The 23,295-nt window shown below is 67.6% G+C and carries 21 protein-coding genes; 8 read left to right on the top strand and 13 right to left on the bottom strand.

Annotated elements, in window-relative coordinates:
* The first annotated feature begins 100 nt into the window (after positions 1-100).
* From CAP40_RS07515 to CAP40_RS07495, 5 genes are all read left to right on the top strand, one after another.
* Entirely contained in the window at positions 101-745 is a 645-nt protein-coding gene (locus CAP40_RS07515) for a hypothetical protein (protein WP_086128771.1), read from the top strand.
* 242 nt (positions 746-987) lie between these two features.
* Positions 988-1,551: an alkyl hydroperoxide reductase subunit C gene (gene ahpC / locus CAP40_RS07510; RefSeq protein ID WP_086128770.1), complete on the top strand. Its 564-nt coding sequence runs from the start codon at positions 988-990 to the stop codon at positions 1,549-1,551.
* Positions 1,552-1,662: 111 nt separating this feature from the next.
* Positions 1,663-3,240: an alkyl hydroperoxide reductase subunit F gene (gene ahpF, locus CAP40_RS07505; protein ID WP_086128769.1), complete on the top strand. Its 1,578-nt coding sequence runs from the start codon at positions 1,663-1,665 to the stop codon at positions 3,238-3,240.
* An 89-nt stretch (positions 3,241-3,329) separates the two neighbouring features.
* Positions 3,330-4,049 (top strand): hypothetical protein, encoded by a 720-nt coding sequence (locus CAP40_RS07500; protein WP_086128768.1) that lies wholly within the window; start codon positions 3,330-3,332, stop codon positions 4,047-4,049.
* Between the two features lie 72 nt (positions 4,050-4,121).
* Complete coding sequence (locus tag CAP40_RS07495) at positions 4,122-5,027, top strand: hydrogen peroxide-inducible genes activator (protein ID WP_086128767.1); 906 nt, start codon at positions 4,122-4,124, stop codon at positions 5,025-5,027.
* On the opposite strand, the gene CAP40_RS07490 is transcribed toward CAP40_RS07495, so the two are convergent.
* The 11 genes from CAP40_RS07490 to CAP40_RS07440 form a co-directional block, all read right to left on the bottom strand.
* Positions 5,024-5,353 carry a type II toxin-antitoxin system RelE/ParE family toxin gene (locus CAP40_RS07490; protein WP_306298552.1) on the bottom strand — a complete coding sequence of 110 codons (330 nt, stop codon included), beginning with the start codon at positions 5,351-5,353 and terminating at the stop codon, positions 5,024-5,026. The two genes, CAP40_RS07495 and CAP40_RS07490, sit on opposite strands and share 4 nt — an antisense overlap.
* A complete protein-coding gene (locus CAP40_RS07485; RefSeq protein ID WP_086128765.1) occupies positions 5,341-5,601 on the bottom strand; it encodes a type II toxin-antitoxin system ParD family antitoxin in 261 nt (86 codons plus the stop codon). Before CAP40_RS07485 ends, CAP40_RS07490 begins: the two co-directional genes overlap by 13 nt.
* Positions 5,602-5,643: 42 nt before the next feature.
* Positions 5,644-6,084, bottom strand: coding sequence for a molybdenum cofactor biosynthesis protein MoaE (locus tag CAP40_RS07480; RefSeq protein ID WP_086128764.1), 441 nt, complete (start codon positions 6,082-6,084; stop codon positions 5,644-5,646).
* Positions 6,081-6,332, bottom strand: a complete 252-nt coding sequence (gene moaD, locus CAP40_RS07475) for a molybdopterin converting factor subunit 1 (protein WP_086128763.1) — start codon at positions 6,330-6,332, stop codon at positions 6,081-6,083. The genes CAP40_RS07480 and moaD overlap by 4 nt, the downstream gene beginning before the upstream one ends.
* The gene (gene pgsA, locus CAP40_RS07470; protein ID WP_086128762.1) at positions 6,332-6,883 is read right to left on the bottom strand and encodes a CDP-diacylglycerol--glycerol-3-phosphate 3-phosphatidyltransferase; all 552 of its coding nucleotides are present in this window, start codon (positions 6,881-6,883) and stop codon (positions 6,332-6,334) included. Before pgsA ends, moaD begins: the two co-directional genes overlap by 1 nt.
* A gap of 159 nt (positions 6,884-7,042) precedes the next feature.
* Positions 7,043-9,064, bottom strand: coding sequence for a glycoside hydrolase family 97 protein (locus CAP40_RS07465; RefSeq protein ID WP_086128761.1), 2,022 nt, complete (start codon positions 9,062-9,064; stop codon positions 7,043-7,045).
* Positions 9,065-9,087: 23 nt separating this feature from the next.
* Positions 9,088-10,122 (bottom strand): cupin-like domain-containing protein, encoded by a 1,035-nt coding sequence (locus tag CAP40_RS07460; RefSeq protein ID WP_086128760.1) that lies wholly within the window; start codon positions 10,120-10,122, stop codon positions 9,088-9,090.
* Positions 10,115-11,569 (bottom strand): tryptophan 7-halogenase, encoded by a 1,455-nt coding sequence (locus CAP40_RS07455; RefSeq protein WP_086129355.1) that lies wholly within the window; start codon positions 11,567-11,569, stop codon positions 10,115-10,117. Before CAP40_RS07455 ends, CAP40_RS07460 begins: the two co-directional genes overlap by 8 nt.
* A complete protein-coding gene (locus CAP40_RS07450) occupies positions 11,566-13,131 on the bottom strand; it encodes a tryptophan halogenase family protein (protein ID WP_086128759.1) in 1,566 nt (521 codons plus the stop codon). The genes CAP40_RS07455 and CAP40_RS07450 overlap by 4 nt, the downstream gene beginning before the upstream one ends.
* 69 nt (positions 13,132-13,200) lie before the next feature.
* A complete protein-coding gene (locus CAP40_RS07445; protein ID WP_086128758.1) occupies positions 13,201-16,566 on the bottom strand; it encodes a TonB-dependent receptor in 3,366 nt (1,121 codons plus the stop codon).
* Between the two features lie 511 nt (positions 16,567-17,077).
* The gene (locus CAP40_RS07440; RefSeq protein WP_256924067.1) at positions 17,078-18,595 is read right to left on the bottom strand and encodes an MFS transporter; all 1,518 of its coding nucleotides are present in this window, start codon (positions 18,593-18,595) and stop codon (positions 17,078-17,080) included.
* 58 nt (positions 18,596-18,653) lie between these two features.
* Between CAP40_RS07440 and CAP40_RS07435 the strand changes: the two genes are divergently transcribed.
* Positions 18,654-19,667 (top strand): LacI family DNA-binding transcriptional regulator, encoded by a 1,014-nt coding sequence (locus CAP40_RS07435; protein WP_086128757.1) that lies wholly within the window; start codon positions 18,654-18,656, stop codon positions 19,665-19,667.
* A 142-nt stretch (positions 19,668-19,809) separates the two neighbouring features.
* A complete protein-coding gene (locus CAP40_RS07430; protein ID WP_086128756.1) occupies positions 19,810-21,105 on the top strand; it encodes an MFS transporter in 1,296 nt (431 codons plus the stop codon).
* Between the two features lie 41 nt (positions 21,106-21,146).
* On the opposite strand, the gene CAP40_RS20385 is transcribed toward CAP40_RS07430, so the two are convergent.
* Both CAP40_RS20385 and CAP40_RS07425 read right to left on the bottom strand, forming a co-directional pair.
* A complete protein-coding gene (locus tag CAP40_RS20385; protein ID WP_167298047.1) occupies positions 21,147-21,317 on the bottom strand; it encodes a hypothetical protein in 171 nt (56 codons plus the stop codon).
* Positions 21,318-21,399: 82 nt separating this feature from the next.
* Positions 21,400-22,407: a LacI family DNA-binding transcriptional regulator gene (locus tag CAP40_RS07425; protein WP_086128755.1), complete on the bottom strand. Its 1,008-nt coding sequence runs from the start codon at positions 22,405-22,407 to the stop codon at positions 21,400-21,402.
* An 89-nt stretch (positions 22,408-22,496) separates the two neighbouring features.
* Here CAP40_RS07425 and CAP40_RS07420 point away from each other — a divergent pair, with 89 nt between their 5' ends.
* Positions 22,497-23,246 (top strand): kinase, encoded by a 750-nt coding sequence (locus CAP40_RS07420; RefSeq protein ID WP_086128754.1) that lies wholly within the window; start codon positions 22,497-22,499, stop codon positions 23,244-23,246.
* Positions 23,247-23,295 lie beyond the last annotated feature (49 nt).

The raw sequence follows: 23,295 nt of genomic DNA, 5'->3' as shown, positions 1-23,295 counted from the left end.
GCATCGGCGAGCCGGCCCGATCCGGCCGTTCCGGCATGGAATAACCTTGCCAGGCGCGCCCGCTGCGCGGATCGTGCGCGGCAAAGAGGGGGGGATTCGCATGTTCTGGACGACTGGGCTGGCCCTCGCGCTGGCGAGCATGCCCGCCGCACAGGCGGAGAAGAAATGCGGCGGCGCCACGGTGAAGCAGGGCGTGCTGGAGATGATGGTGCTGATCAGGCAGGACGGCACCGGGCCGGTGCGCGTGACCTGGGTATGGCTCCAGTCTCCCAATGCCGACCGCAGCTTCGTGCTCGACGCCAGCTACCGGCCCGAGGGCGACGTGCTGAACGCGCCCAGCCACTTGTCCATCCGCGGCTATGGCGAGGTTACGGAAGGGCTGGAAGGCCCGCCGGAGCGGCTCCTATGGTCTCTGGAGGGCGCGCAGCCCGGCACCGGAACCGGCGGATGGGTCAGGCTCCAGCGCGCGCCGGAATCACCCGTCGCCAGCGCCTCGATCACGATGGCGCAGTCTGGGGCCTTGGCCTACCGGACCGAAGCGCTGGAAGCCGCGCGCCGCGGCGAAGCGTTTCGGGGCGAGCGCTTCTCGGGAGACGGAAAGCTTCTCAGCAGCAGCACGGTGCGGCTGCCCGACGAAGCGGTGGCGACGGCGCTGTTCCTGAAGGCGCGCGCGATGGCGACCGCCGAGCTCGAACCCTGCGGGCCGCCGGTGATGCTTCCCCCTGCCCAGCCGCGCAAGGACTAGGCCTGCATGTCTTGCAGCGCAGCAGGCCTTCCCCCGAAGGCGGCATTGCTGCCCCTTGTGAAGAACGGGGTGTGACGGCCATAGCTGCACGGCATTGCAGGTAAATCATGCAATCAATCAATCATTCGATATTGATCGATTAAACCGATCATCGCGAACGGGCTTTCCAATTTCACATTGCGCCGCAGCAGCCCTATCTCGCTGTTGCAACAACAACCCCCGTTCCGGAGGAATACCAAGCAATGGCTCTCATCGGCAGCACCATCAAGCCGTTCACCGCGCAGGCCTATAAGGAAGGCAAGTTCGTCCAGGTCACCGACGCGGACACGAAGGGCAAGTGGGCGGTGTTCTTCTTCTACCCGGCCGATTTCACCTTCGTGTGCCCGACCGAGCTGGAGGACCTGGCGGACATCTATCCGCAGCTCCAGAAGATGGGCGTCGAGGTGTATTCGGTGTCGACCGACACCCATTTCAGCCACAAGGCCTGGCACGACACCTCGCCCGCGATCGGCAAGATCAACTATTATATGCTGGGCGACCAGAACCACGTCCTGTCGACCAACTTCGACGTGCTTCGCGAGGGCCAGGGCCTGGCCGATCGCGGCACCTTCGTCGTCGATCCGGAGGGCGTGATCCAGCTGGTCGAGATCACCAGCGAGGGCGTCGGCCGCAATGCGACCGAGCTGCTCCGCAAGATCAAGGCCGCGCAGTACATCGCCGCGCATCCGGGCGAAGTCTGCCCTGCCAAGTGGGAAGAGGGCGCCGAGACGCTGGCGCCGTCGCTCGACCTGGTCGGCAAGATCTGATCCCCCAGGCGCCCGTCCAGCCCCCCTTGCGGGCGCCACCATGCGGCCCGGGACGAATACCATCCCCTCGTCCCGGGCCGTTTTGTATCTGAATCCTGTGGAGTTTCCGCCATGCTCGACGCAAACCTGACCCAGCAGCTCAAGGGCTATCTCGCGAACATCCGCGCGCCGATCGAGCTGGTCGCCTCGCTGGGCGACGATGCCAAGTCGCGCGAGCTGGCGGAACTGCTGGACGAGATCGCCGCGCTTTCCGATCAGGTCTCCGTGGCCCGCACCGGCAGCGATGCGCGCAAGCCCAGCTTCCAGATCCGCCGCGCCGGCACCGATATCGCCGTCGCCTTTGCCGGCATCCCGATGGGGCATGAATTCACGTCGCTGGTGCTCGCCCTGCTCCAGGTCGGCGGCCATCCGAGCAAGGCGGCGCAGGAGCTGATCGAGCAGGTGCGGAACCTGGACGGCGACTTCGCCTTCGAGACCTATTTCTCGCTCTCCTGCCAGAACTGCCCGGACGTGGTGCAGGCGCTGAACCTGATGGCGGTGCTCAATCCGCGCATCACGCACGTCTCGATCGACGGCGGACTGTTCCCCGCCGAAGTGGAGGCGCGCAAGGTGATGGCGGTACCCAGCGTGTTCCTGAACGGCGAGCCCTTTGCCAGCGGCCGGATGGAGCTGGAGCAGATCGTCGCCAGGATCGACAGCGGCGCCGAAAAGCGCACCGCGGCGAAGATCGCGGCGAAGGAGCCGTTCGAGGTGCTGGTGGTCGGCGGCGGCCCCGCCGGCGCGGCGGCGGCGATCTATGCGGCGCGCAAGGGCATCCGCACCGGCATCGCCGCGGAGCGCTTCGGCGGCCAGGTGCTCGACACCATGTCGATCGAGAACTTCATCTCGGTGCCGCACACCGAGGGGCCGAAGCTGGCCGCGCACCTGGAGCAGCACGTCAAGGACTATGACGTCGACATCATGAACCACCAGCGCGCCGCGAAGCTGGTGCCGGCGCGCCATGAGGGCGGGCTGCACGAAGTGGTGCTGGAAAGCGGCGCGAGCCTGCATGCGCGCACCGTGATCCTCTCCACCGGCGCGCGCTGGCGGACGATGGGGGTGCCCGGCGAGGAGGAATATCGCAACAAGGGCGTGACCTATTGCCCGCACTGCGATGGCCCGTTGTTCAAGGGCAAGCGCGTGGCGGTGATCGGCGGCGGCAATTCGGGCGTCGAGGCCGCGATCGACCTGGCCGGGCTGGTCGCGCATGTGACGCTGATCGAATATGACAGCCAGCTGCGTGCCGATGCGGTGCTCCAGCGCAAGCTGGGCAGCCTGGCGAACGTGAAGGTGATCACCTCGGCGCTGACCACCGCGGTGGCGGGTGACGGCGAGAAGCTGACCAGCCTGACCTACAAGGATCGCAACCACGGCACCGAGCACCGGATCGAGCTCGAGGGCATCTTCGTGCAGATCGGCCTGGTGCCCAATACCGAGTGGCTGAAGGACGGCATCGCCCTGTCGAACCGCGGCGAGATCGAGATCGACGCGCGCGGCGAGACCTCGCAGCCGGGCATCTTCGCGGCGGGCGACTGCACCACCGTGCCCTATAAGCAGATCGTCATCGCGATGGGCGCGGGCTCGACGGCGGCACTCTCGGCGTTCGACTATATGATCCGCCTGCCGGACGAGCTGAGCGAGGCGGCCTGAACCGAAACGGGGCGTCCTGCGGGGCGCTCCTTTACCTCCCTTCCCCCTTTCCGATAGCCTGGCACGGGATATCGGGAGGGGGATGGCCGATGCGGAATGGCGGTTTCGCCGGGTGGTGCCTGATCGCCGCCCTGTTGCCTGGCCCTGGTGCGCAGGCGCAGGAGCGACCGCGAGACAAGGCGAACGGGAGCGCCGCCCGGGTCCATGGCAGCCAGCCACCGGAGGCCGAGACGCGCAGCGCCGGCGCAAGGATCCTCGAACAGGAGCCGCTTTGCGTGCTGGCGCCCCGCGCGATCAACAAATATTGGGGCGAGCACATGTATGTGACGGTGCAGGACCGCGCCGCACTCGAGCCCTTCCTCCAGGCCGGCCTGGTCAAGCTCGCCGAGAGGCCCACCGGGGCCCCCGACGACCCGGAGCGCATCTGGTACGACGTCACCGATTATGCCGCGCAATGGTCGGCAAGCTGCCTGGTGAATCGCTACGCCTATCCGGTGGAATTCGGCTGGGGCTTCCGGATCGGCACGCCGGAGATCGTCAAGGTCTATCCGCTGGATATCTGGTCGAAGGGCGAATGCGAGATCCGCGCCGGGGTGTTGTTCGAATATCGGATTAAGCTGGAGCCCTGGTTCGTGCCCGGCCGTTTCGAGACCAATTTCGGCACCGAGCACGCGATGCACTATTTCGACGCGGCGAAGAATATCGGCCGCGCGAATGTCCACTACACCAGTAGCAACGGCAAGCACTGGACCGAGGAGCCGATCAGCTATGGGCACCAGCGCTACATCCTATGTGACAAGCTGAAATGACCCTACCCGCTTGGGGGTGGATTAATCGCCCGGAGCGCTTATCTACGCGCCAATAATCGAAACAGGCGATCAATGGCGCAGACCACCTATCTCCCGACGCTCAAGCAGCTCCAATATCTGGTCGCGCTCAAGGATCATGGCCATTTCGGCCGCGCCGCGGAGAGCTGCTACGTCACCCAGTCGACGCTCTCCGCCGGCATCCGCGAACTGGAAACGCTGATCGGCGTGGTGCTGGTCGAGCGCACCCGCCGCGTGGTGCGCTTCACGCCCCTGGGCGAACGCATCGTGGAAAAGGCACGGCGGGTGCTGCGCGAAGCGGACGAACTGGGCGATCTTGCCCGTGCCGCCGGGCGGCCGCTTTCGGGCGAGATGCGGATGAGCGTGATCCCCACCATCGCCCCTTTCCTGCTGCCGCGCATCCTTCCGAAGCTGCGCCGCGACTATCCCGACCTGCGGCTCTATCTGCGCGAGGAGACCAGCGGCCAGGCCTGTGAAGGGCTGCATCACGGTCGCACGGATTGCGTGCTGCTCGCCTTGCCCTATGCCTGTGGCGATGTGGAAACGGCCTCGCTGTTCGACGACCGGCTGTTCGTCGCCTTTCCGGAGGGCGAGATGGATCCCAGCGCCTCGATCCGCCCGGCCGAGATCGACGAGACGCGGCTGCTGATGCTCGAGGACGGGCATTGCCTGAAGGAACATGCGCTGGCCGCCTGCAACCGCCCGGAACTGCGCGCCGAGGCGACGATGCTCGGCACCTCGCTCCACACCATGGTGCAGATGGTCGACAATGGGCTGGGCGTGACGATGCTGCCGGAGATGGCGGTGGATTCGGGCATTCTCGACCATACCCAGGTCGCGGCGCGGCCGCTCGAGGCGGAGAATGCATCGCGGCGGATCGCGCTGGTATGGCGCAAGGCCTCGCCCCGCGAGCGCGACTTCCGGCTGCTGGCGGACGTGCTGGCCGAGGCGCGGCCTTAGTCCGGACTGGCGAAAGCCTCGCGCAGAGGATTCACCTGCTGCATCCGCTCGTGGAGGATCGTCACAATGCCGATGTCGCCATCCTCGAGGACGCGCCAATAAAGCAGATGGCGTTCAAACCGGCAATAATAGCCCGCAACGCCAAGCTCGGCCGGAATGGTACGCCATGGGCTCGCGCGTTCGGCGATCGTCTCGATATGCGCGAGCATACCGTCGAGATAGGCAATCGCCTGCGCATCGCCCCAGTTCGAGCGCGTGTAATCGACGATCTCTGCGAGTCGCAACTCGGCCTGCGGGAAGAGCCGATACCCGCTCAAGCCTGCCAACGCTTGCGTGCACGTTCCAGGAAAGCGTCACGGTCAAAGGGCCTGGCGTCGCTATCCGGTGCGGAAAAGGCCCGTTGCAATTCAGCCTTGAGCTCTTCGAACCGTGCCTGTTCCACGCGCTCCTTGTCCTGCCGAATCAGGTGCCGGACATATTCGCTGGCATTCTCGTACAGGCCATCCTGCCCGATATTCTCAGCGATGAATTCTTCAAGCGGACCGTTCACGCGGACATTGAGGGTCGTGGCCATTGGCGCCTCCTTGTCACGATATAGTGGAATATCGTTGACACCTCAAGCTTGCCAGCGCGCCGCCGCCGCCGCATCGCTTTCCCGCGCTTCCACCCAGCGCGCCGCATCCCCCCGCCATTCGCGCTTCCAGAAGGGCGCGTCGGTCTTCAGCCGGTCGATCAGATAGGCACAGGCCTCCAGCGCCTCGCGGCGATGCGCGGCGGCGGTGCCGATGAAGACGATGCGCTCGCCCACTTCCATCCGGCCGACGCGGTGGAGGATGGTCACGCCCAGCAGGTTCCAGCGCTCCATCGCCGCCTCGGCCAGGGTGCAGAGCGCGTCCTCGGTCATGCCGGGATAATGTTCCAGCTCCAGCGCGGTCACGCCGCCATCGCCGCGGACCACGCCGGTGAAGCTCGCCACGCCGCCCGCGCCGCGCGCTTCCAGCGCCGCCAGCTCCAGCGCCAGCTCGATCGGCGCGGGATCGATCGAGACGCGGATCATCCGCCGGTGACCGGGGGGAAGAGCGCGACTTCCTTCGCATCGCCGAGCAGCGCGTCGAGCGGAACGAAGCGCTGGTCGATCGCGGCACGAAGCCGCGCGGGATCGGCCAAGGCGGCGGCGTGACCGGAGCTGCGGGTGGCGAGCCAGCGGACCAGATCCGCGACGTCGCGGACCGTCTCGGGCGGGTCGACGGTTTCATGCCCTACCCCCACGGCCTCGCGGACCCAGGCGAAGTAGAGCAGGTCCATCAGCTGTCCATGTGCCGCAGGCCGACGCGCAGATAGTCCCAGCCGGTGATCAGCGTGAGCGCGGCGGCGAGCCAGAAGGCGGCGAGCGCAGTGTCCCACAGCCAGGCAAAGGGCAGCGCGCCGGCAAGGATGAGCCCGCCCAGCGCGACGAGCTGGAGCGTGGTCTTCCACTTGGCGAGGCGCGAGACGGGAAGCGAGACCTGGATGCCGCCCAGGAACTCGCGCAGGCCCGACACGGCGATCTCGCGCACCAGGATCACCAGCGCGGGGACCAGGTGGAGATCGGTGATCACGCCGCGCCCGGCGAGGATCAGCAGCACCGCGGCGACCATGATCTTGTCGGCGATCGGATCGAGGAACACGCCGAGCTTGGAGACCGTCCCCTGCGCCCGGGCGAGATAGCCGTCGAAATAGTCGGTGATGCCCATCAGGCAATAGAGCGCGAAGGCGATGCCATAGCCAAGCCGCCATTCGGGCCACCAGAGGAACGCCGCCAGAAGCGGAACCGCGAGGATGCGCGAGAGCGTCAGGATATTGGGCAGCGTGAGCATCGGGGACGCTGTACCACCCCATTTACCCTTCCGTCATCCCCGCCTCTCGCGTCGTTCCACCCCAAGCCGTCATCCCGGCGGAAGCCGGGATCTCGGGCGAAGGCTCGGAACAGGAGCCGCATGAGGTCCGGGCTTTCGCCTGAATGGCGGTTATGGGCGCTATTTCAGCAGCTTGAAGCGGATCGCCTGCCCGCCCCCCGGCGCGAGGTCGAGATCGAGCGTGTCGGCGCTGCCCACCACCCGTTTCTCGATCGCATAGGCGACCGGCTTCTTCACATAATCGGCGTCCGCGGCATCGCGGTAGATCTGCGCTTCATACTTCCGGCCCGGCGCCAGGAAATCGAGCTTCACCGGCAGCTTGCGCGCCGTCTCGTCGGTGATCGCGCCCAGATACCAGTCGCCGCCGCCGCGCGGCTGGCGGGCGACCACCACATAGTCGCCGATCTCCGACGCCAGCGTCTTCGTCGTCTCCCAGTCGGTCGGCACGTCGAGGATGAACTGGAAGGCGTCGCGATGCTTCTCGTAATTCTCGGGCAGGTCCGCCGCCATGTGGATCGGCGAATAGAGCACGACATATTCGGCGAGCTGCGCGGCCAGCGTCGACTGGTTGCGCTCGGTCAGCAGCGTCTTGCCATGCTCGAGGTCGAAGATGCCCGGGGTGAAGTCCATCGGCCCGCCGAGCATGCGGGTGAAGGGCAGGATCGTCAGATGCTCGGGCGGGTTGGTCGGCCGGCCCCAGGCGTTGAACTCCTGGCCGCGGGCGCCTTCGCGGCTCACCCAGTTCGGCCAGGTGCGGCGCAGGCCCGTATCCTTGACCGGCTCGTGCGTGTCCATGACGATATGGCGCTTCGCCGCGGCCTCGATCACCTTCAGATGATGCCGGACCATGAACTGGCCGGCGAACCACTCCTTCCCGCCCTCGCGATCCAGGATGTCGCCGGAATGGCGGACATAGCCGGTCTTCACCGCCGGCACGCCGACCTTGGCGTAGAGATCGAGCGCGGCGTCGAGCTGGTCCTCATAGTTCACCACGGCGCCGGCGGTCTCGTGATGGCCGATCAGATGGACGCCCTTCGACTTCGCATAGGCCGACAGCATCGGCAGGTCGAAATCGGGATAGGATCTGGTGAAGCTGAACTTGTCGCCATTGTCGATCCATTCGCCGTCCCAGCCCTGGTTCCAGCCTTCGACGAGCACCCCGTCGAACCCGTATTTCGCGGCGAAATCGATATAGCGCTTCACATTGTCGTTGTTGGCGCCGTGGGTGGGCCCGCTGCCCCAGGTGGTGCGGTTGAGATGCATCTCCCACCAGACGCCGACATATTTGCCGGGCTTGAACCACTTGCCGATGTCCGGGAGCCTGCTCGGCTCGTTGAGGTTGAGCTCGATCCGGCTGTCCGCCAGCGCCCCCGGCGTGGTGCCGATCAGCAGCGTGCGCCAGGGCGTGGTGAAGGGTCCGGTCTTCTTCGCGCCCACGCCATCGGGCCAGGGCATCAGCCACGCCGTGAGCGTGCCGGCGCCGTCGCCCCGGAGCAGCATGCTCGGGAAATCGACCAGCGCGGCTTCATGGAAGGAGAGATAGAGCCCGTTGTCGCCCTTCAGCGTCAGCGGCGTCTCGGCCAGGGTGATCCGCCGCGCGTCGGTCTGGGTGTAGAGATATTCGTCGCGCTCCTGGCCCAGGCCCTGATACCACCAGGCCTGGTACGCGCCCTTCGTCCTGAACTGGGTGCGATCCGCCAGCACGCTCACCTGCTGGCCGTCGGGGATGCCAGCATAGGAATAGCGAAAGCCGATCCCGTCGTCGAAGATGCGGAAGGTGACCTGCATCGCCTTGTTCAGCGCCGTGTCGCCCGCGATCGTCACGGCGAGCTCGCTATGGTTGTCGCGGATCAGGCGCTGCTCGCCCCAGGGCTGCTCCCAGCTGGTATCCGAGGCGACGCGGCGGGCATCGGTGATCGCGGTATAGCGTGCCTGGGGCTCGCCGGCGAAGCTGAGGCCGAGGTTCGAGGGAGCGATGACGAGCTGGTCGCCGCGCTTCACTTCGTAGAGCGCCGCGCCGCCTTCGACCGAGACGCAGACTTCGAGCACCTTGCCCGGCGACTGGGCACATTCGCGGCTTCCGGCAAAGGCAGTGCCGGGCAGCGCGAGCGCAAGGAGCGTGACGAGGGTGCGAGAGGTCATCCGGTTTCTTTCCTGTGGGGAGATCATGACTTGAGGAATGCAGTGCGCAGGCGCTGGCGGAGCGCGGCGCGTTCGCTCGCGCGCATCTCGCCCAGCGGCCCGCGCTGCCCGGGCGGAATGTGCGCGGCACCGTCCCCGGCGAAGACATGGGTTTCGAACATCGCCCGCCAATAGCCGCGCTCGGCGGGCGGCAGCCGGCGATAGGCGAGCAACGCGGCGAGGAAGACGTCGTGCGGCTGCTCCACGCCCAGGGCATCGTCGCCCCACCAATAATTCACCATCGCGTTGAACGGGCTCAGCGAGGTGACGTGGTGCCACCAGTAGCGCGGCAGGAAGAGCGCATCGCCGGGATCGAGCAACGCGACCCGGGCCGTGGCCAGCGCATCGGCGAAGCGCGGGAAGCGGACGAGATCGGGCGCCTCGGGATCGACCAGCGAGAGCGGCGGAGGATTGTCGAGCGGGCCGATATAGAGGTTCGCCACCTGGTCCGGCGGGAAAAGCAGGAAGCGCCGTCGCCCGGCAAGGACGCAGGCGAGGTTATGGTCGCGATCATTGTGCGTGCGGGTGTGGACCGGGCCGCCGACCCAGAGGCGGGGGGCTACGTCCGCCGGGAGCAGCGGCATCGGGTTCTGCGCGACGAAATCGGGCATCTGCGCCGCCAGCGGCAGCATCTGGACCGCGACATGGGGCGCATTCCCTTCGCCGGCGAGGCGCAGGATCCGGTCTAGCGCGTCGCTCAGCCGGGCGCTGCGGCGCGTGAAGTTGAACTCGCGCAGATCGGTGCCATAGCCGAACTTGCCCAGCGTGCGCGCGGGCGCCTCCATCACCGGCACCGGCGCGCCGCGATCGAGGCCCTTGAGATAGGCGGGCAGCTGCCCCGCCTGTCCCGCGGCGAGTGCGGGCCAATGCCCGAACAGGCCCTTGAGGACGACAGGCACGCCTGCTTCGATCAGCTCGGCAAGGCCGGCGGCCGGCGGTGCGGCCCGGGCCGAGACGCGCGGCAGTCCGTCGAGCGGACCCGGCTCGCCAGCGGCGGCACGGCGGAGCGGCTCAGCCATGGGCAAGCCCGGCGAGATATGCCTCCTGGGTCGGCTGGCGCAGCACCTGCTCGCGCACGAAGCCGAGCATGCGGCGGAACTGCGCCTTCACTTCCTCGGGCGGCACCCGGTCGATCGCGGGCGGCCAGCGCTCCGGCTCGACGCCATGGCCGAGGAAGAGCGCGCGCCAGCTGTCGGGCGGCAGATTCTCCTCCTCGAACGGGGCGAGTTCGGCGCGGGCGCGGAACAGCGCGACGGCATGGGCGAGATCGGATGAGACGAGGCCGGCACGGGCGGCATCCCAGAAGGGGCCGGCATAGCGGGCCAGCGCATAGTGCGCGGACTGGAAGTCGCGGATGCGGTCCAGCGCAGCAGTGGCGGCGCGGTTATATTCGTCGCGCTCGGCGGCGAAGTCGGAGCCGGCGGGAAAACTGGCGAGCAGCTGCACCAGCCCGATCTGGAAGCCGAGCAGCTCGACGCCGTGCACCGGATCGAAACTGGCACCGAGCGTGACGAGATTGCCGCGCCAGGGCTGGATCGGACGCCCGGGCACGACCGCGCGTACCACGGCGCCCGCGAGCGGCAGGCCCGACGCCGCGCCAGCGGCCGTGAGCGCCTCCGCATCGTCGCCATGCGCACTGGACCAGCCGTGAGTCACGAAGGTCGCCGGCCGGCCGGGGTGCAACGCCGTCCATCCGGTGGGACCGGCGCGGCACTCGGCATAGACCGGGAGGTTCGCGAACGGCGGCGCCGCCGCGGCGAGCAGGCGGTCGACGGGGAAATAGTCCCGCCAGCTCAGGAAATTGTCGCCCAGCGGCAACGCGCCGCCGGCATCGACGAACAGATCCGCGCGCAGCCGGCGGCCCTCGCCCAGATCGAGTGCCGCAACTGCCCCCTCCCCCGGCACGACCGTGACCGAGGCGGCCGGATGGATGCGCACTCCGTGCCGGGCCGCCACGTCGCGCAGCATCGCGGCATAGGGAATGGCCGGCAGGTGATAGCCATAGTCGCAGCGGCCATAGATCTCGCTCTCTTCGTCGGGCAGCATCAGCCGGCCCTGCCGCGCGGCGGCGGCGGTGAGCGAGAAGTCGTCCAGCGGCACGCCCAGCCCATGGGCCCGCGCCTTCACCCAATGGGCGAAGAAGTCGCGCCCGCCGATCTGGGTGCCGGCCGAACCATAGGCATGGAGGAAGGCGGGCCGGGCGCCGGCGAGATCGGTGAAGTTCCGCCCAAGAGTCAGGCTGCCGCCCGTGGCCCCGAGCAGCATGGCCTCGTCGATGCGGAGCTGATTGTGCAGCGCCTCCAGCGCCGGGAAGGTCGCATGGGCATCCACCGACGCGAGCGCGCTGGGCAGCTCCACTGCCTCCACCTGCACGCCCGAAGCGCCGAGCCCGCGCGACAGTGCAGCGGCGGCGAGCCAGAGCGGTGCGTCGCGGCCGGCGACGATCACGGTGAAGGGCCGGCTCATGCCACCACCGCCCGGTCGTCCGCGGTGCCGCGCGCGGCGGAGCAATAGCCGGCGATGAACTCGGCATGCGCGGGCAACGCTGCCGCATTGGTGGCGATGCGCTCCCTGAGGTCCGCCAGGCGCTCGACCACTTCGTCGAGCGGCGCGCGGTCGGCAAGCCGGTCATGCGCCTGGGGCAATATCCCCTGCCCCATCAGCACCGCCAGCCAGCTGTCGCGCGAGAACAGGCCGAGCTTATAGTCCGGCGCACGGCCGCTCGAGCGGAACAGCGCGATCTTGTGCGCCAGGCTGTCGGGCAGCGCCATGTTGCGCACATGGTCCCAGAGCGGTTCGCCGTGGCGCGCATTCGCCGTGTAGTGGAGCACCAGGAAATCGCGGGTGCGGTCGTAATGGATCGCGAACAGCCGGTTGAACTCGGCCGCCAGGCGCGGGTCGGGCGGGCCGCCGCCGGGCGCGGGCATCAGGTTGGCGAGATCGGTGACCGCAGCCTGGATCAGGAAGATGCTGGTCGATTCCAGCGGCTCGAGAAAGCCCGAGGACAATCCGATCGCCACGACATTCCCCTCCCAGCCCCGCGCCCGGCGCCCGGCCTGGAAGCGGAGCAGCCGGGGATCGGCGAGCGGAGCGCCGTCGATCGCGCCCAGCACCGTCTCGCGCGCTTGCTCCTCCGAACAGAAGCTGCTCGAGAAGACATAGCCGTTGCCGATCCGGTGCTGGAGCGGGATGCGCCAGGTCCAGCCGCCGGTCTGGGCGGTGGAGCGGGTGAAGGGCGTGATGCCCGCCACGCTGGCACAGGGCACCGCCATGGCGCGGTCGCAGGGCAGCCATGCGCTCCAGTCGTGCCAGGCGACGCCCATGGCCTGGCCGAGCAGCAGCGAGCGGAAGCCCGAGCAGTCGATGAACAGGTCGCCTTCGATCCGCGCGCCCGACTGGAGCGCGACGCTCTCCACCAGGCCGCTTTCGGCGTTACGGGCGACATCGACGATCCTGCCCTCGATCCGCCGCACGCCGCGCCGGGTCGCCCAGCCGCGCAGATATTCGGCATAGAGGCCGGCATCGAAATGATAGGCATAGGAGAAGGTCGAGCGGATCGAGCGCGGATCCTCGTTGGGCAGGTCGAACACGCCTTCGCGGCACATCGCCACGGCGAAGCTGTGGTCGAACCAGTCGCCGACATCATGGCCGGCGGCCCGGGCGCGCAGCCAATGATGCTGGAAGTCGATCCCGCCCCAGCGCTCGCCGAAGCTGCCGAACGGGTGGACATAACGGCCGCCGGGCCTGTCCCAGCCGACGAACTCGATGCCGAGCTTGAAGCTGCCCTGGGTGGCGCGCATGAACTCGGCCTCGTCGAGCCCGAGCATGGTGTTGAACTCGCGGATGTGCGGCAGCGTGGCTTCGCCCACGCCGACCGTGCCGATCTCGTCGGATTCGATCAGCGTAAGCGCATAATCGGTCTGCGGCAGCAGGCGCGCGAGGCCGGCCGCGCACATCCAGCCGGCGGTCCCGCCGCCGACGATGACGACGCGCAGCGGCGCCGGGGATGGGTTCGACCTGGGCTGCATGACACCCGCTCGTGAAATGGAAAAACTGGCGCCGCCGGGAATGAAGGGTACCGGCGGCGCCGAGGGGAGTTAGAATTTGAACCGGGCACCGAACTGGAAGCGCCGGTCGACGCGGCTCCAGTTCGCGTCACGGAACACCGGCTTGGCGTTGGGCGTGGCGCTCGAGTCCCCGAAGATCTGCTGCTGGAACACCGTGGTGGTGCCGAGCAGGTTCGATCCCTCGATCGACAATTCGACCCATTTGGCCAGCGAGACGCGCAGCGACCCGTCGAGGAAGCCCGCCGCCTTCTGGAACACCGGCAGGCCGATGCAGCAGTCGAGATTGTTGGTAAGGAAGCGCGAGCGCCAGTTATAGGCGAGACGCATCGCCACCGGGCCCTTCTCGTACAGTGCCACGGCATTGAACGTGTGCTTGGAGATGCCCGCCAGCTGGTGCGAGTCGATCACCACGCCGCGCCCGCCGGAGACGTCGAGGCCCGCGCCGAAGCCGCCGGTGCCGCCCGCATCGAGCGCGCCCTGAGTCACCAGGTTCGAGTTGCTGATGCCCGACTGGTCGACAAAGGTGTAGTTGAGCTGCGTGCCGAAGCCGCTCAGCACGCCGGGCAGGAAGTCGAAGAAGGTCTGGAACGCGACTTCGACGCCCTTCAGCTCGCCGCCGCCGGCCCCGTTGCGCGGCCCGCGCATCAGCACCGTCTGGGTGGAGCCGTTGTTGGTGAAGCTGCGCAGGAACTCGCCATAGGCGATCGTGCCGTTCAGCTTCTTGTAGAAGCCGTCGATCGTGAACGAGCTGCTGCGGCCGAAATAATGCTCGAAGGTGAGGTCGAACTGGTCGGCCGTGATCGGCTTCAGCGCCGGGAAGCCCGATTCCGCGCGGAACACGAAATTATAGCCGGTCACCGTGCCCGCCCCGTTCTTCACCAGATAAGGCGAGTCCGGCCGGCCGTTGAGATCCGGCCCCAGGATCGAGACGAAGTTGCGCAACAGGCCGAAGTCCGGGCGCGACATGCCCCGCGAATAGCCGAAGCGCACGAACGTCTTGTCGTCGAGGCCGAGGCGAAGGTTGAAGCTCGGCAACCAGTTGTCATAGCTCGCCGTATAGCTGTTGGGGCTGCCGCCGCCGCTGGCGAAGGCCGACACCGCGGGCGTGACGAAGCACATCGGGTTGACCACCCAGCCCGTCGGCAGCGGGCCGCCGCAGGGGACATAGTTGTTGAAGGTGGTGGTCAGCGGATAGCCGACGCTGCCGTCCGAGGCGATCTCGGTGCGCACGAAGCGCAGGCCGATATTGCCGCGCACGTTCAGCCCGCCGATGTTCATGCCGTCCCCGCCGAAGCGGAGCATCGCATAGGCGGCCTTGGTCTTCTCCTTGACGTGCATCACCTCGGACGGGAGGTAGCAGCCCTCGATCGTGGCATCGACGCGGTCGCAGATCGGCTGCCAGCTCATCGGCGAATTGGTGGTCGCGCCGCTGACGCCCTGCACCAGCCGGGCGCGGTCCATCAGCGTGGCGCGGTTCATATAGACCAGCGCCGGATTGTCGTAGACGCTGCCATTGTAGAAGCCGTCGCCGAGAGTCACCGACTCCCACATGCCCGCGCCATAGCCCTTGAAGGCCGGGTGGCCCGCGTTGCAGCTCGGATAGGCCCCGCCCGTGGTATTGTCGATGTTGAAACCCGGGCCGTTGCAGTTCCACGAAGCCGCGACCGGGCTCCAGTTGAAGGTGGAGTAGCGGACCGTCTGGCTGCGATCGGCATAGCGCACGCCGACCTTCAGCGAGTCGAGCCAGCCGCCCTCGTCGAAATCATAGGCGACATCGCCGCGAAACGCGGTTTCCTTGGCGTCATTATGCTCCATGTGCGCCTGGATGAACGGCATCCAGTAATTGTGCGGGTTGGAGAGGCCGCCGGTGGCGTAATTGACGTTCGAGCCGGGCAGCAGCTTCACCTGGGGGGTGCCGTCGCTGTTCGTGCTGTACTGCATGTTGGCCATCGAGCCGACCGCGACGAGGATGTCGTCATTGGTCGTGTTCGCCCAGATGTGCTGCACGTCGAGATTGACGTGCAGCTTCTCGGTCGGATCCCAGCTGATATTGCCCGAGAGATCCTGGGTCCGCTCGCGGTGATCGAAGTTGCGCGCCTCGTTCTGGAAATAGAGGCCGTCCTGAAGCGTGGTGCAGACCGACGGTGCGGCGCAATTGTTGACGAAGGGCAGGCCCGGCACCGCCGAGCCGGTGTTGATCGCTTCCTGGGTGCTGTCCCAGCTCCCGCGCCAGCTGCCATGCCCCTGGGTGAGCGTGCCCGAACGGAGCATGCCGTCCGCCCCGAAGACGAAGGGCGAGGTGCCCGGCGCAGCGCCGAGGAACGAGCTGGTCCGCGGATAGAAGGCCGACTTGCCGTACGCGTCGCCCTGGAAGATCACATGGCTGGCCCGCTCGAGCCAGGCATTGTGATATTCGCTGTCGTTGTACTGCGCGGTCATCCGGAAATTGCCGGCATTGTTCTCATATTGCGCCGCCGCCGAGATGCCGCGGCGGACGCGGTCATAATCGACCTGCGAATAGCGGATGCCGTCCGGAATATAGGCCCAGCCCGAGCCGCCGAACGGGTTCGAGGCGCAGGCGACCGAGCCGTCCGAATTGACGATCCCGCCGCCCGAAGCGTTGGTCGAGCCCGTCGTGCAGAAGGTGTCGATCTTGTCCATGATCACGCTTTCCGTGCGCGTGATGACATGGCTGCGGGCGAAATCGGCGAGCAGGCCGAAGCGGCCGATCGCGGTATCCCAGGTGTTTGAGATCAGCCCCGAGAACTCGCCGGTCCACTCCTTGGAGCGGGTGCCATAGGTCGCCTTGGCATTGCCGGCGACGACGAGGCCCTTCTGGTCGAACGGCAGGCGCGTGCGCAGGTTGACCGTGCCGGCCAGGCCGCCCTCGATCATCTCCGCCGTCTGGTTCTTATAGGCGTCGACTCCCGCCATCAGCTCGGGCGAGACGTCGTTGAAATTGAGGCCGCGATAGCTGTCGGCCGAAAAGCTGTCGCGCCCGTTGAATTCGGTGCGGACGAAGGTGAGGCCGCGGATGAGCACGCCCGTGGGCTCGCCCGAGGGGTGCGTCGAATCGTCGGTCGATTGCAGGCGCGAGGTGGTGATGCCCGGCACGCGCTGGAGCGCACCCGACACCGAGGTGTCCGGGAAGGCGCCGATGTCGGTCGCGGTGATCGAATCGACCACCGTGTCCGAATCGCGCTTGATCGTCTGCGCGGTCTCGAGCGCCTTGCGGACGCCGACGACGACGATCGCGGGCGAGCCGTCGTCTTCCTGGGCCGCTTCGGGCGCCCTGGCCGGCGCCTGGGCGGTCTGCGCCTGGGCGATGCCGGCAAGACCCATCAGGGCCATGGCGGCAAGCGAGGCACCGCCCCGCAAGATGGTGGTCTGCTTCATCTTTCCTCCCTCCGTCGCTCCTTTGCGGAGCTGTTGCACGCACGACGCCCCAGGGCCCCCGCCCCGCGGCCTCGCGTCAATTCCCTTGTCGGTGCGTGGAAATGCGCGCGCGGCAGCGCCCTGCGCCGCCGCGCGCGATCGCAAGCCGGCCATGCCGCGCTTCCCCCAAGACACCCTCCTTACGTGCCGGCGACGCTCTGCGGCACCGCCATCCACCGCGAGCCGCCCGATCCGGTGGCGCGAAAACGCCGCCGGCCCTGCCGGGAAGCTCTTTGCGTAACTTTGCGTAAATTGAGCACGATCGCAAGAGGGAAATTTTCGATAATTCAAATGGCACTATCGCATTATAATATAACAATATTATGCCGATTTAGCGCCAAAACAGACTGGAATCACGCGAGCGTCAATGAGTCGAGGAATGCAATTTCGCCTTGCAATCAATGCAAGTTTTGCACAAACTGGCGATGCAATGCAAAGCAGCGCAACTTCGCACGCCGCGCCGCCGGCGACGTCACCGGGTGCCGGTATCGGCGCCGGGCGGAAGCGTGAGGGCGAAGCCGGCCGCGATCAGCAGCGCGGCGGCGGCGAGGACCAGCGCATATTCGGCCTGGCCGTGGAAGACGCGGCCGACCAGGGGGCCGAGCATCGTCGAGGCGACGAGCTGGGGGATCACCAGGAACATGTTGTGGATGCCCATGTACACGCCCGCCTTGCCCGGCGGCACGCTGCCGGCGAGCATGGCATAGGGCATGGACAGGATCGCCGCCCAGGCCAGCCCCACCCCGATGGCCGGCAGCCAGAGCGCCACCGGATCCGCGACGAGCAGGAAGCCGAGCAGCCCCGCGGCGCCGAACGCCAGGCAAAGCGCATGCGTGGCGCGACGGCCGAGCCGCTCGCCGATGCCCGGCAACAGCAGCGCGCCCAGCGCCGCGACACCGTTATAGCCGGCAAAGAGCACGCCCACCCAATCGGCGGCGGCGTTGTAGCCCGGCGAAGCGGGATCGGCGGTGCCATAGTGGCGCAGCGCCAGCGCGGGAACGGTATAGATCCACATCGCGAACAGGCCGTACCAGGTGAAGAACTGCACGATGGCGAGGCGCTTGAGCAGCAGCGGCATCGAGCGGATGTCCTCCACGATCTCGAGCATGCCGATCGAGCTGCGACCGAGCCGGCGCAGGCGGACCACCACCGCCTGGAGCAGCCCGAACAGGAAGCAGATGCCCGCGACGACATAGATTTCGCGCTTCCAGCCGGCGAGCGCGGCCGCGCCCGCGATGCCGATGCCCGCGAGCATCCAGGCCATGCCGTGACGGACCAGCGAGGCGGCGCGTTCGGGCGACAGGACGTGCGGCGGCATCGCCGCTTCGGGCAGCCGCGCCGGCGCAGGGCATTCGGGGGTGGTGACGATCGTCCAGCCCACCGCCGCCAGCAGGGCGAAGCCCCCGATATAGAAGGCCATGCGCACCGATTGCGGAAGCATGCCCGGCTCGGGCTGGCCGCTCAGCCCCGCCCAATGGACGAGCATCCAGGGCAGGGCCGAGGCGAATACCGCGCCCGTGCCGATGAAGAACACCTGCATCGCGAAGCCGGCGGTGCGCTGGCTCTCGGGCACCCGGTCCGCCACCAGCGCCCGGAACGGCTCCATCGCGATGTTGATCGAGGCGGTGAGCACCCAGAGCATCAGGCTGGCGGCCCAGAGGCTGGCGGCATTGGGCATCAGGAACAGGGCGAGCGCGGTACACAGCGCACCGGCCAGGATATAGGGCCGGCGCCGGCCGAGCCGGCCGCGGGTGCGATCGCTCAGATGGCCGATGATCGGCTGGACCAGCAGCCCCGTGGCGGGACCGGCGATCCACAGGATGGCCAGGTCGTCGAGCTCGGCGCCCAGGGTCTGGAAGATGCGGCTGGTATTGACGTTCTGCAGGCCCCAGACGATCTGGATGCCGAGCAGGCCGAAGCACATGTTCCAGATCTGCAGCAAGCCGAGCCGCGCTACACGCGGCGCGTCGCTCGCGTCGCCAGCTTGCAATGCTCCCCCCTCACCGTTCTAAACTGGCCGTATTCGGCTTTCCTCAAGCTTGGGCACAATGGGCAGCAGTAGCAACAACAATACGACGCTGCAGGATCTCGCGCAGCTGGCCGGCGTATCGATCTCGACCGTCTCGCGGGCGCTCAACGATCATCCGCTGATCAGCGCGCGGACGAAGCAGAAGATCTGGGCGCTCGCGCGCGACCATGACTATCCCTTCCGCCCCTATATGCCGGCGGCGCCGGTGGGAGCCGAGGGGACGATCGTGATCGTCACGCCCTTCATGCGCGGCCGGCCGCTGCCGCTCTCGCACCCCTTCTTCCTCGAGCTGCTCGCCAGCATCGGCGAGGCGGCGCGCGCGCGCGACTGCGACTTCACGGTGAGCCACACCACCCCCGCGAACTATGAGGACCTCGTCGCCACCACCACCACCAGCCGGGCGAGCGGGGTGATCTTCCTCGGCCAGTCCATGCTGCACGACGCGTTCAACCAGCTGACCGAATCCAATGCCAATTTCGTGGTATGGGGCGCGCAGATGGCCGGGCAGCTCTATTGTTCGATCGGCTCGGACAACCAGCTCGGCGGGCGCCGCGCGACCGCCCATCTCGCCCGGCTGGGGCGCAAGGCCATACTGTTCCTGGGCGGCACCGACCCCGAATCGATGCAGCGCAAGCGCGGCTACAACGAAGCGCTCCGGGAAGCCGGGCTGGAAATGGATCCCAAGCTGGTGGTGCCGGTCGACTTCGAGCTCGAATCCGCCGATGCGGCGGTGAGCCGGCTGCTGCGGCGCCACGTCCATTTCGACGGGATCGTCGCTTCGTCCGACCTGATCGCGCTCGGCGCGATCCGCGCGCTGCGGCGGGCGGGCGTATCGGTGCCGAACCAGGTATCGGTGGTCGGCTATGACGACATGCTGCTCGCGCGGCTCTCCACGCCCGCGCTCAGCACGATCCGGCAGGACACGTTCGAGGCCGGCCGCCAGCTGGTCTCGCGCATCCTCGACCCCTCCCCCGATCCCAGCGCCGAACGGCTGCCGACGGACCTGATCGTGCGGGAGTCGTGCGGGGGGTGAGATCATAGTTCCCCTCCCTGGAAGGGAGGGGAGGGAAGAAGGGAGGCCATGACCATTAACCGATTGCCGCCATGCACGCCGCTCGGCTATGCCCACGCCTCAATCAGCGGGAAAGCCCGCGCGCAGAGGTGAAGGTAGTTCTATGCATGGTGCGGCGCTCGGGTTGATGCGGGAGCGCCGGTTCCTGCCGCTGTTCGTCACCCAGTTCCTCGGGGCGTTCAACGACAACCTCTTCAAGAACGCGATGATCTTCTTCGCGACCTACCAGATCTTCAATTCGGTGGAGGACGAGACCCGGTTCAGCGCGATCGCGACCGGCATCTTCATCCTGCCCTTCTTCCTCTTCTCCGCGCTCGCCGGCCAGCTCGCCGACACGTACGACAAGGCGAAGATCATGCGGATCATCAAGGCCGCCGAGGTCTTGATCATGCTGGTGGGTGCTTCCGGCATCTTCCTCAAGAATCTGGAGCTGATGCTCGTCGCCCTGGTCGGCATGGGCGTGCACTCGGCATTTTTCGGCCCGATCAAATATGCGATCCTGCCGCAGCATCTGGAGGAAGACGAAGTGCTGGGCGGCACCGGCATGGTCGAAGCCGGCACCTATATCGCGATCCTGTGCGGCACCATCGCCGGCGGCGTGATCAGCGCAAAGGCCGCCGCCTTCGCAGTGATCGGCGTCGCGATCACCGGCTGGCTCGCCTCGCTGCGGATCCCCTCCGCCCCGCCGCTCACCACGCTCAAGATCGATTTCAACATCTTCCGCGCCTCATGGCGACTGATCTCGGCCACCATGCACATCCGCCGGCTCTATCTCGCGATCATCTCGATCAGCGTGTTCTGGACGATCGCGGCGGTGCTCGGCGTGCTCTTCCCGCCGCTGGTCAAGAACGTGTTCCACGCCCAGAAGGACGTGGCGAGCGTGTTCCTGGGCATCTTCTCGGTGGGCATCGCGATCGGATCGGTGATCATCAACCGGCTGCTCAAGGGGCACGTCTCGGCGAAATATGCCGTGCGCTCGGTGCTGACGATGATGGTGTTCGTGATTGCCTTCTATTTCGTCGCGCGCTTCTGGCCGGTGCACGACGGGCCGCTGATCAAGACCGCGGCGTTCGTGATGATGCCGCTGGGCTGGGCGGTGCTGGGCTTGCTGATCGCGATCGCGATCACCGGCGGCATGTTCGTGGTGCCGCTTTATGCCTTCCTGACCACCACCGTCGAGAAATCGCAGACCGCGCGCACCGTGGCGGCGAACAACATCGTCAATTCGGGCTTCATGGTGTTCGGATCGGTCGGCATCTTCGGCGTGAGCAACATTCCCGGGATCGGCGTGGCCGAATGCATCCTGGTCGTGGTGGTGCTCTGCCTGGCCTCGGCCTGGTGCGCGAACCGGCTCTACAAGGCCGAGGACGCGCCGCACGTGCCGGACATACTCCCCTGATGCGGCTCGGCGGGCGCTGAACCCGGAGCGGGCCGCCGCCGTCAGGCGATGAACGTGAAGAAGCAGACGAAGAAGGCAGTGAAGCTCAATGCGAAGAGCTTCACGTCGCTGTCGTCCCGCAGCTTGCGCTGCTGCGCCACGGCGCGGCGGACATGGCGGCGGAACGGGTGGCGGCGGGGCGCGTAGCCCTCGATGACGAGCTGGCGTTGCATGGCCAGCAGTTAACGACTTCTTAACCTTTGCCGCCAGCACTACCTATGGTTAACCACTGTCCGGCGGCGGGACACGCCTTGGTTACCGCGCGGCCGGCCCCGTGCTCGCCCGCACCACCAGCTGATGCTCGAGCGTGACGCGCGGCTGGGGCGCATTGCCGCCCAGGATCAGCTCGGCCGCGGCGGCAGCGAGTTCGTGCACCGGCTGGCGGATGGTGGTGAGCGGCGGCCACACCGCCCGCGCCAGATCCGAATCGTCGAACCCCACGATCGAGAGCGCGCCCGGCACGTCGATGTCGTTCTCGTGCGCGACGGCGAGCGCGCCGGCAGCCATGTCGTCATTGCCGGCGAAGATCGCGCTGGGCCGCTCCTTGCGCGCCAGCAGCTCGCGCGCGGCCGCCGCGCCCGAGGCGAAGTCGTTCTCCGCCGCGACGACGAGCGCGGGATCGAAGGCGATACCGTGCGCCGCGAGCTCGGCCTTGTAGCCGGCGAGACGATCCGCCGAGGAGGCGTGGCTGCCGAGGCCGCGGATCATCGCGATGCGGCGATGCCCGAGCCCGATCAGATGCCCGACCAGCTCGCGCGCGGCGGCGATATCGTCCATCGATGCCGACATGCCGGCATCCTTGCGCGCGCCCGGCGCGATCCGGACATAGGGCAGCCCGCGCCGGTCGAGCTCGTCGAGCAGCGCCATGGCCTCGGTCACCGGCGGCGAGAGGATCAGGCCGTCGAGATGCGTCTCGTCGATCAGCGCGAGCACGTTCGAGACGAGATCCGGCGACTGGCTGTCGATCGGCTGCAGCAGCAGGCGATAGCCCAGCTCGGTGCAGCGCTGCTGCGCGCCGGTCTGCACGTGATAGATGTAATAGGGGCTGGGATTGTCGTAGAGCAGGCCCACCTGGAACGACTTGCGCCCGGCAAGCGTGCGGGCGGCATGGCTCGGGCGGAAGTTGAGCCGCGCGACGACTTCCTCGACCCGGCGGCGCGTCTCTTCGCTGACATGCTTCTCGTTGTTGAGCACCCGGCTGACGGTCTTGAACGACACGCCGGCGATCTTCGACACTTCCTTGATCGTGGGACGGCTGGACATCACTTTCCCCGCCGGGAGGCAGCCCCGGCCTGTGACAGCCATATTTGACAGCGCTGGCAGTACGCAAGCTAAGAAGCGGGGCAATGGACATGGCACAGCCTCTCCCCGCCGCGGCCGGGATCATCGCCGCGCGGCTCCGCCCGGGCCGGCGGCGGCCCTTCGTGCTCGGCATCGCCGGCGCGCAGGGCAGCGGCAAGTCGACGATCGCGCGTGCCCTGGCAGCCCGTTTCGGCTGCCCGGTGCTGTCGCTCGACGACCTCTATCTCGACGGCGCCGCCCGGCAACGGCTCGCCGAGACCGTGCATCCCCTGCTGCGCACGCGCGGCGTGCCGGGCACGCACGACGTCGCCGCCGGGCTGGCGGCGATCGAGGCGCTGGCGCACGGCCCCGCCCTGCTCCCCCGCTTCGACAAGGCGCGCGACGAGCCCGGCGGCCCCGAGCGCGTGGCCGGACCGGCCGACATGCTGATCCTGGAGGGCTGGTGCCTGGGCGCCCGACCACAGGCGGCGGCGGAGCTCGTCGCGCCGGTCAACGACCTGGAACGCGCGCACGATGCGGGCGGCCGCTGGCGGCGCTGGGTGAACGCGCAGCTGGCCGGTGCCTATCAGGCGCTCTGGGCGCGGATCGACCAGCTCGTCTTCCTCGCGGCGCCCGGCTTCGAAGTTGTGGCCGATTGGCGGATCGAGCAGGAACATGCCGCGCACGGGCCGATGTCCGATGCCGATGTCCGGCGCTTCGTCCAATATTATGAGCGGCTGACCCGGCACATGCTGCGCCACGGGCACGCCTGGGCCGACCTGACGCTGCACCTGGACGCCGATCGACGGCCGAGGGATTGATCCAGGTTAATTGGCACCCGCATGCATCGCGCCGGTTTTCGTTGGGCGC

Source organism: Sphingomonas sp. IBVSS2 (assembly GCF_002127225.1).
In the GTDB taxonomy this organism is placed as follows: Bacteria; Pseudomonadota; Alphaproteobacteria; order Sphingomonadales; family Sphingomonadaceae; genus Sphingomonas.
Note: the sequence above shows the minus strand (reverse complement) of the source record. Positions and strands in the feature narration are given on the sequence as shown.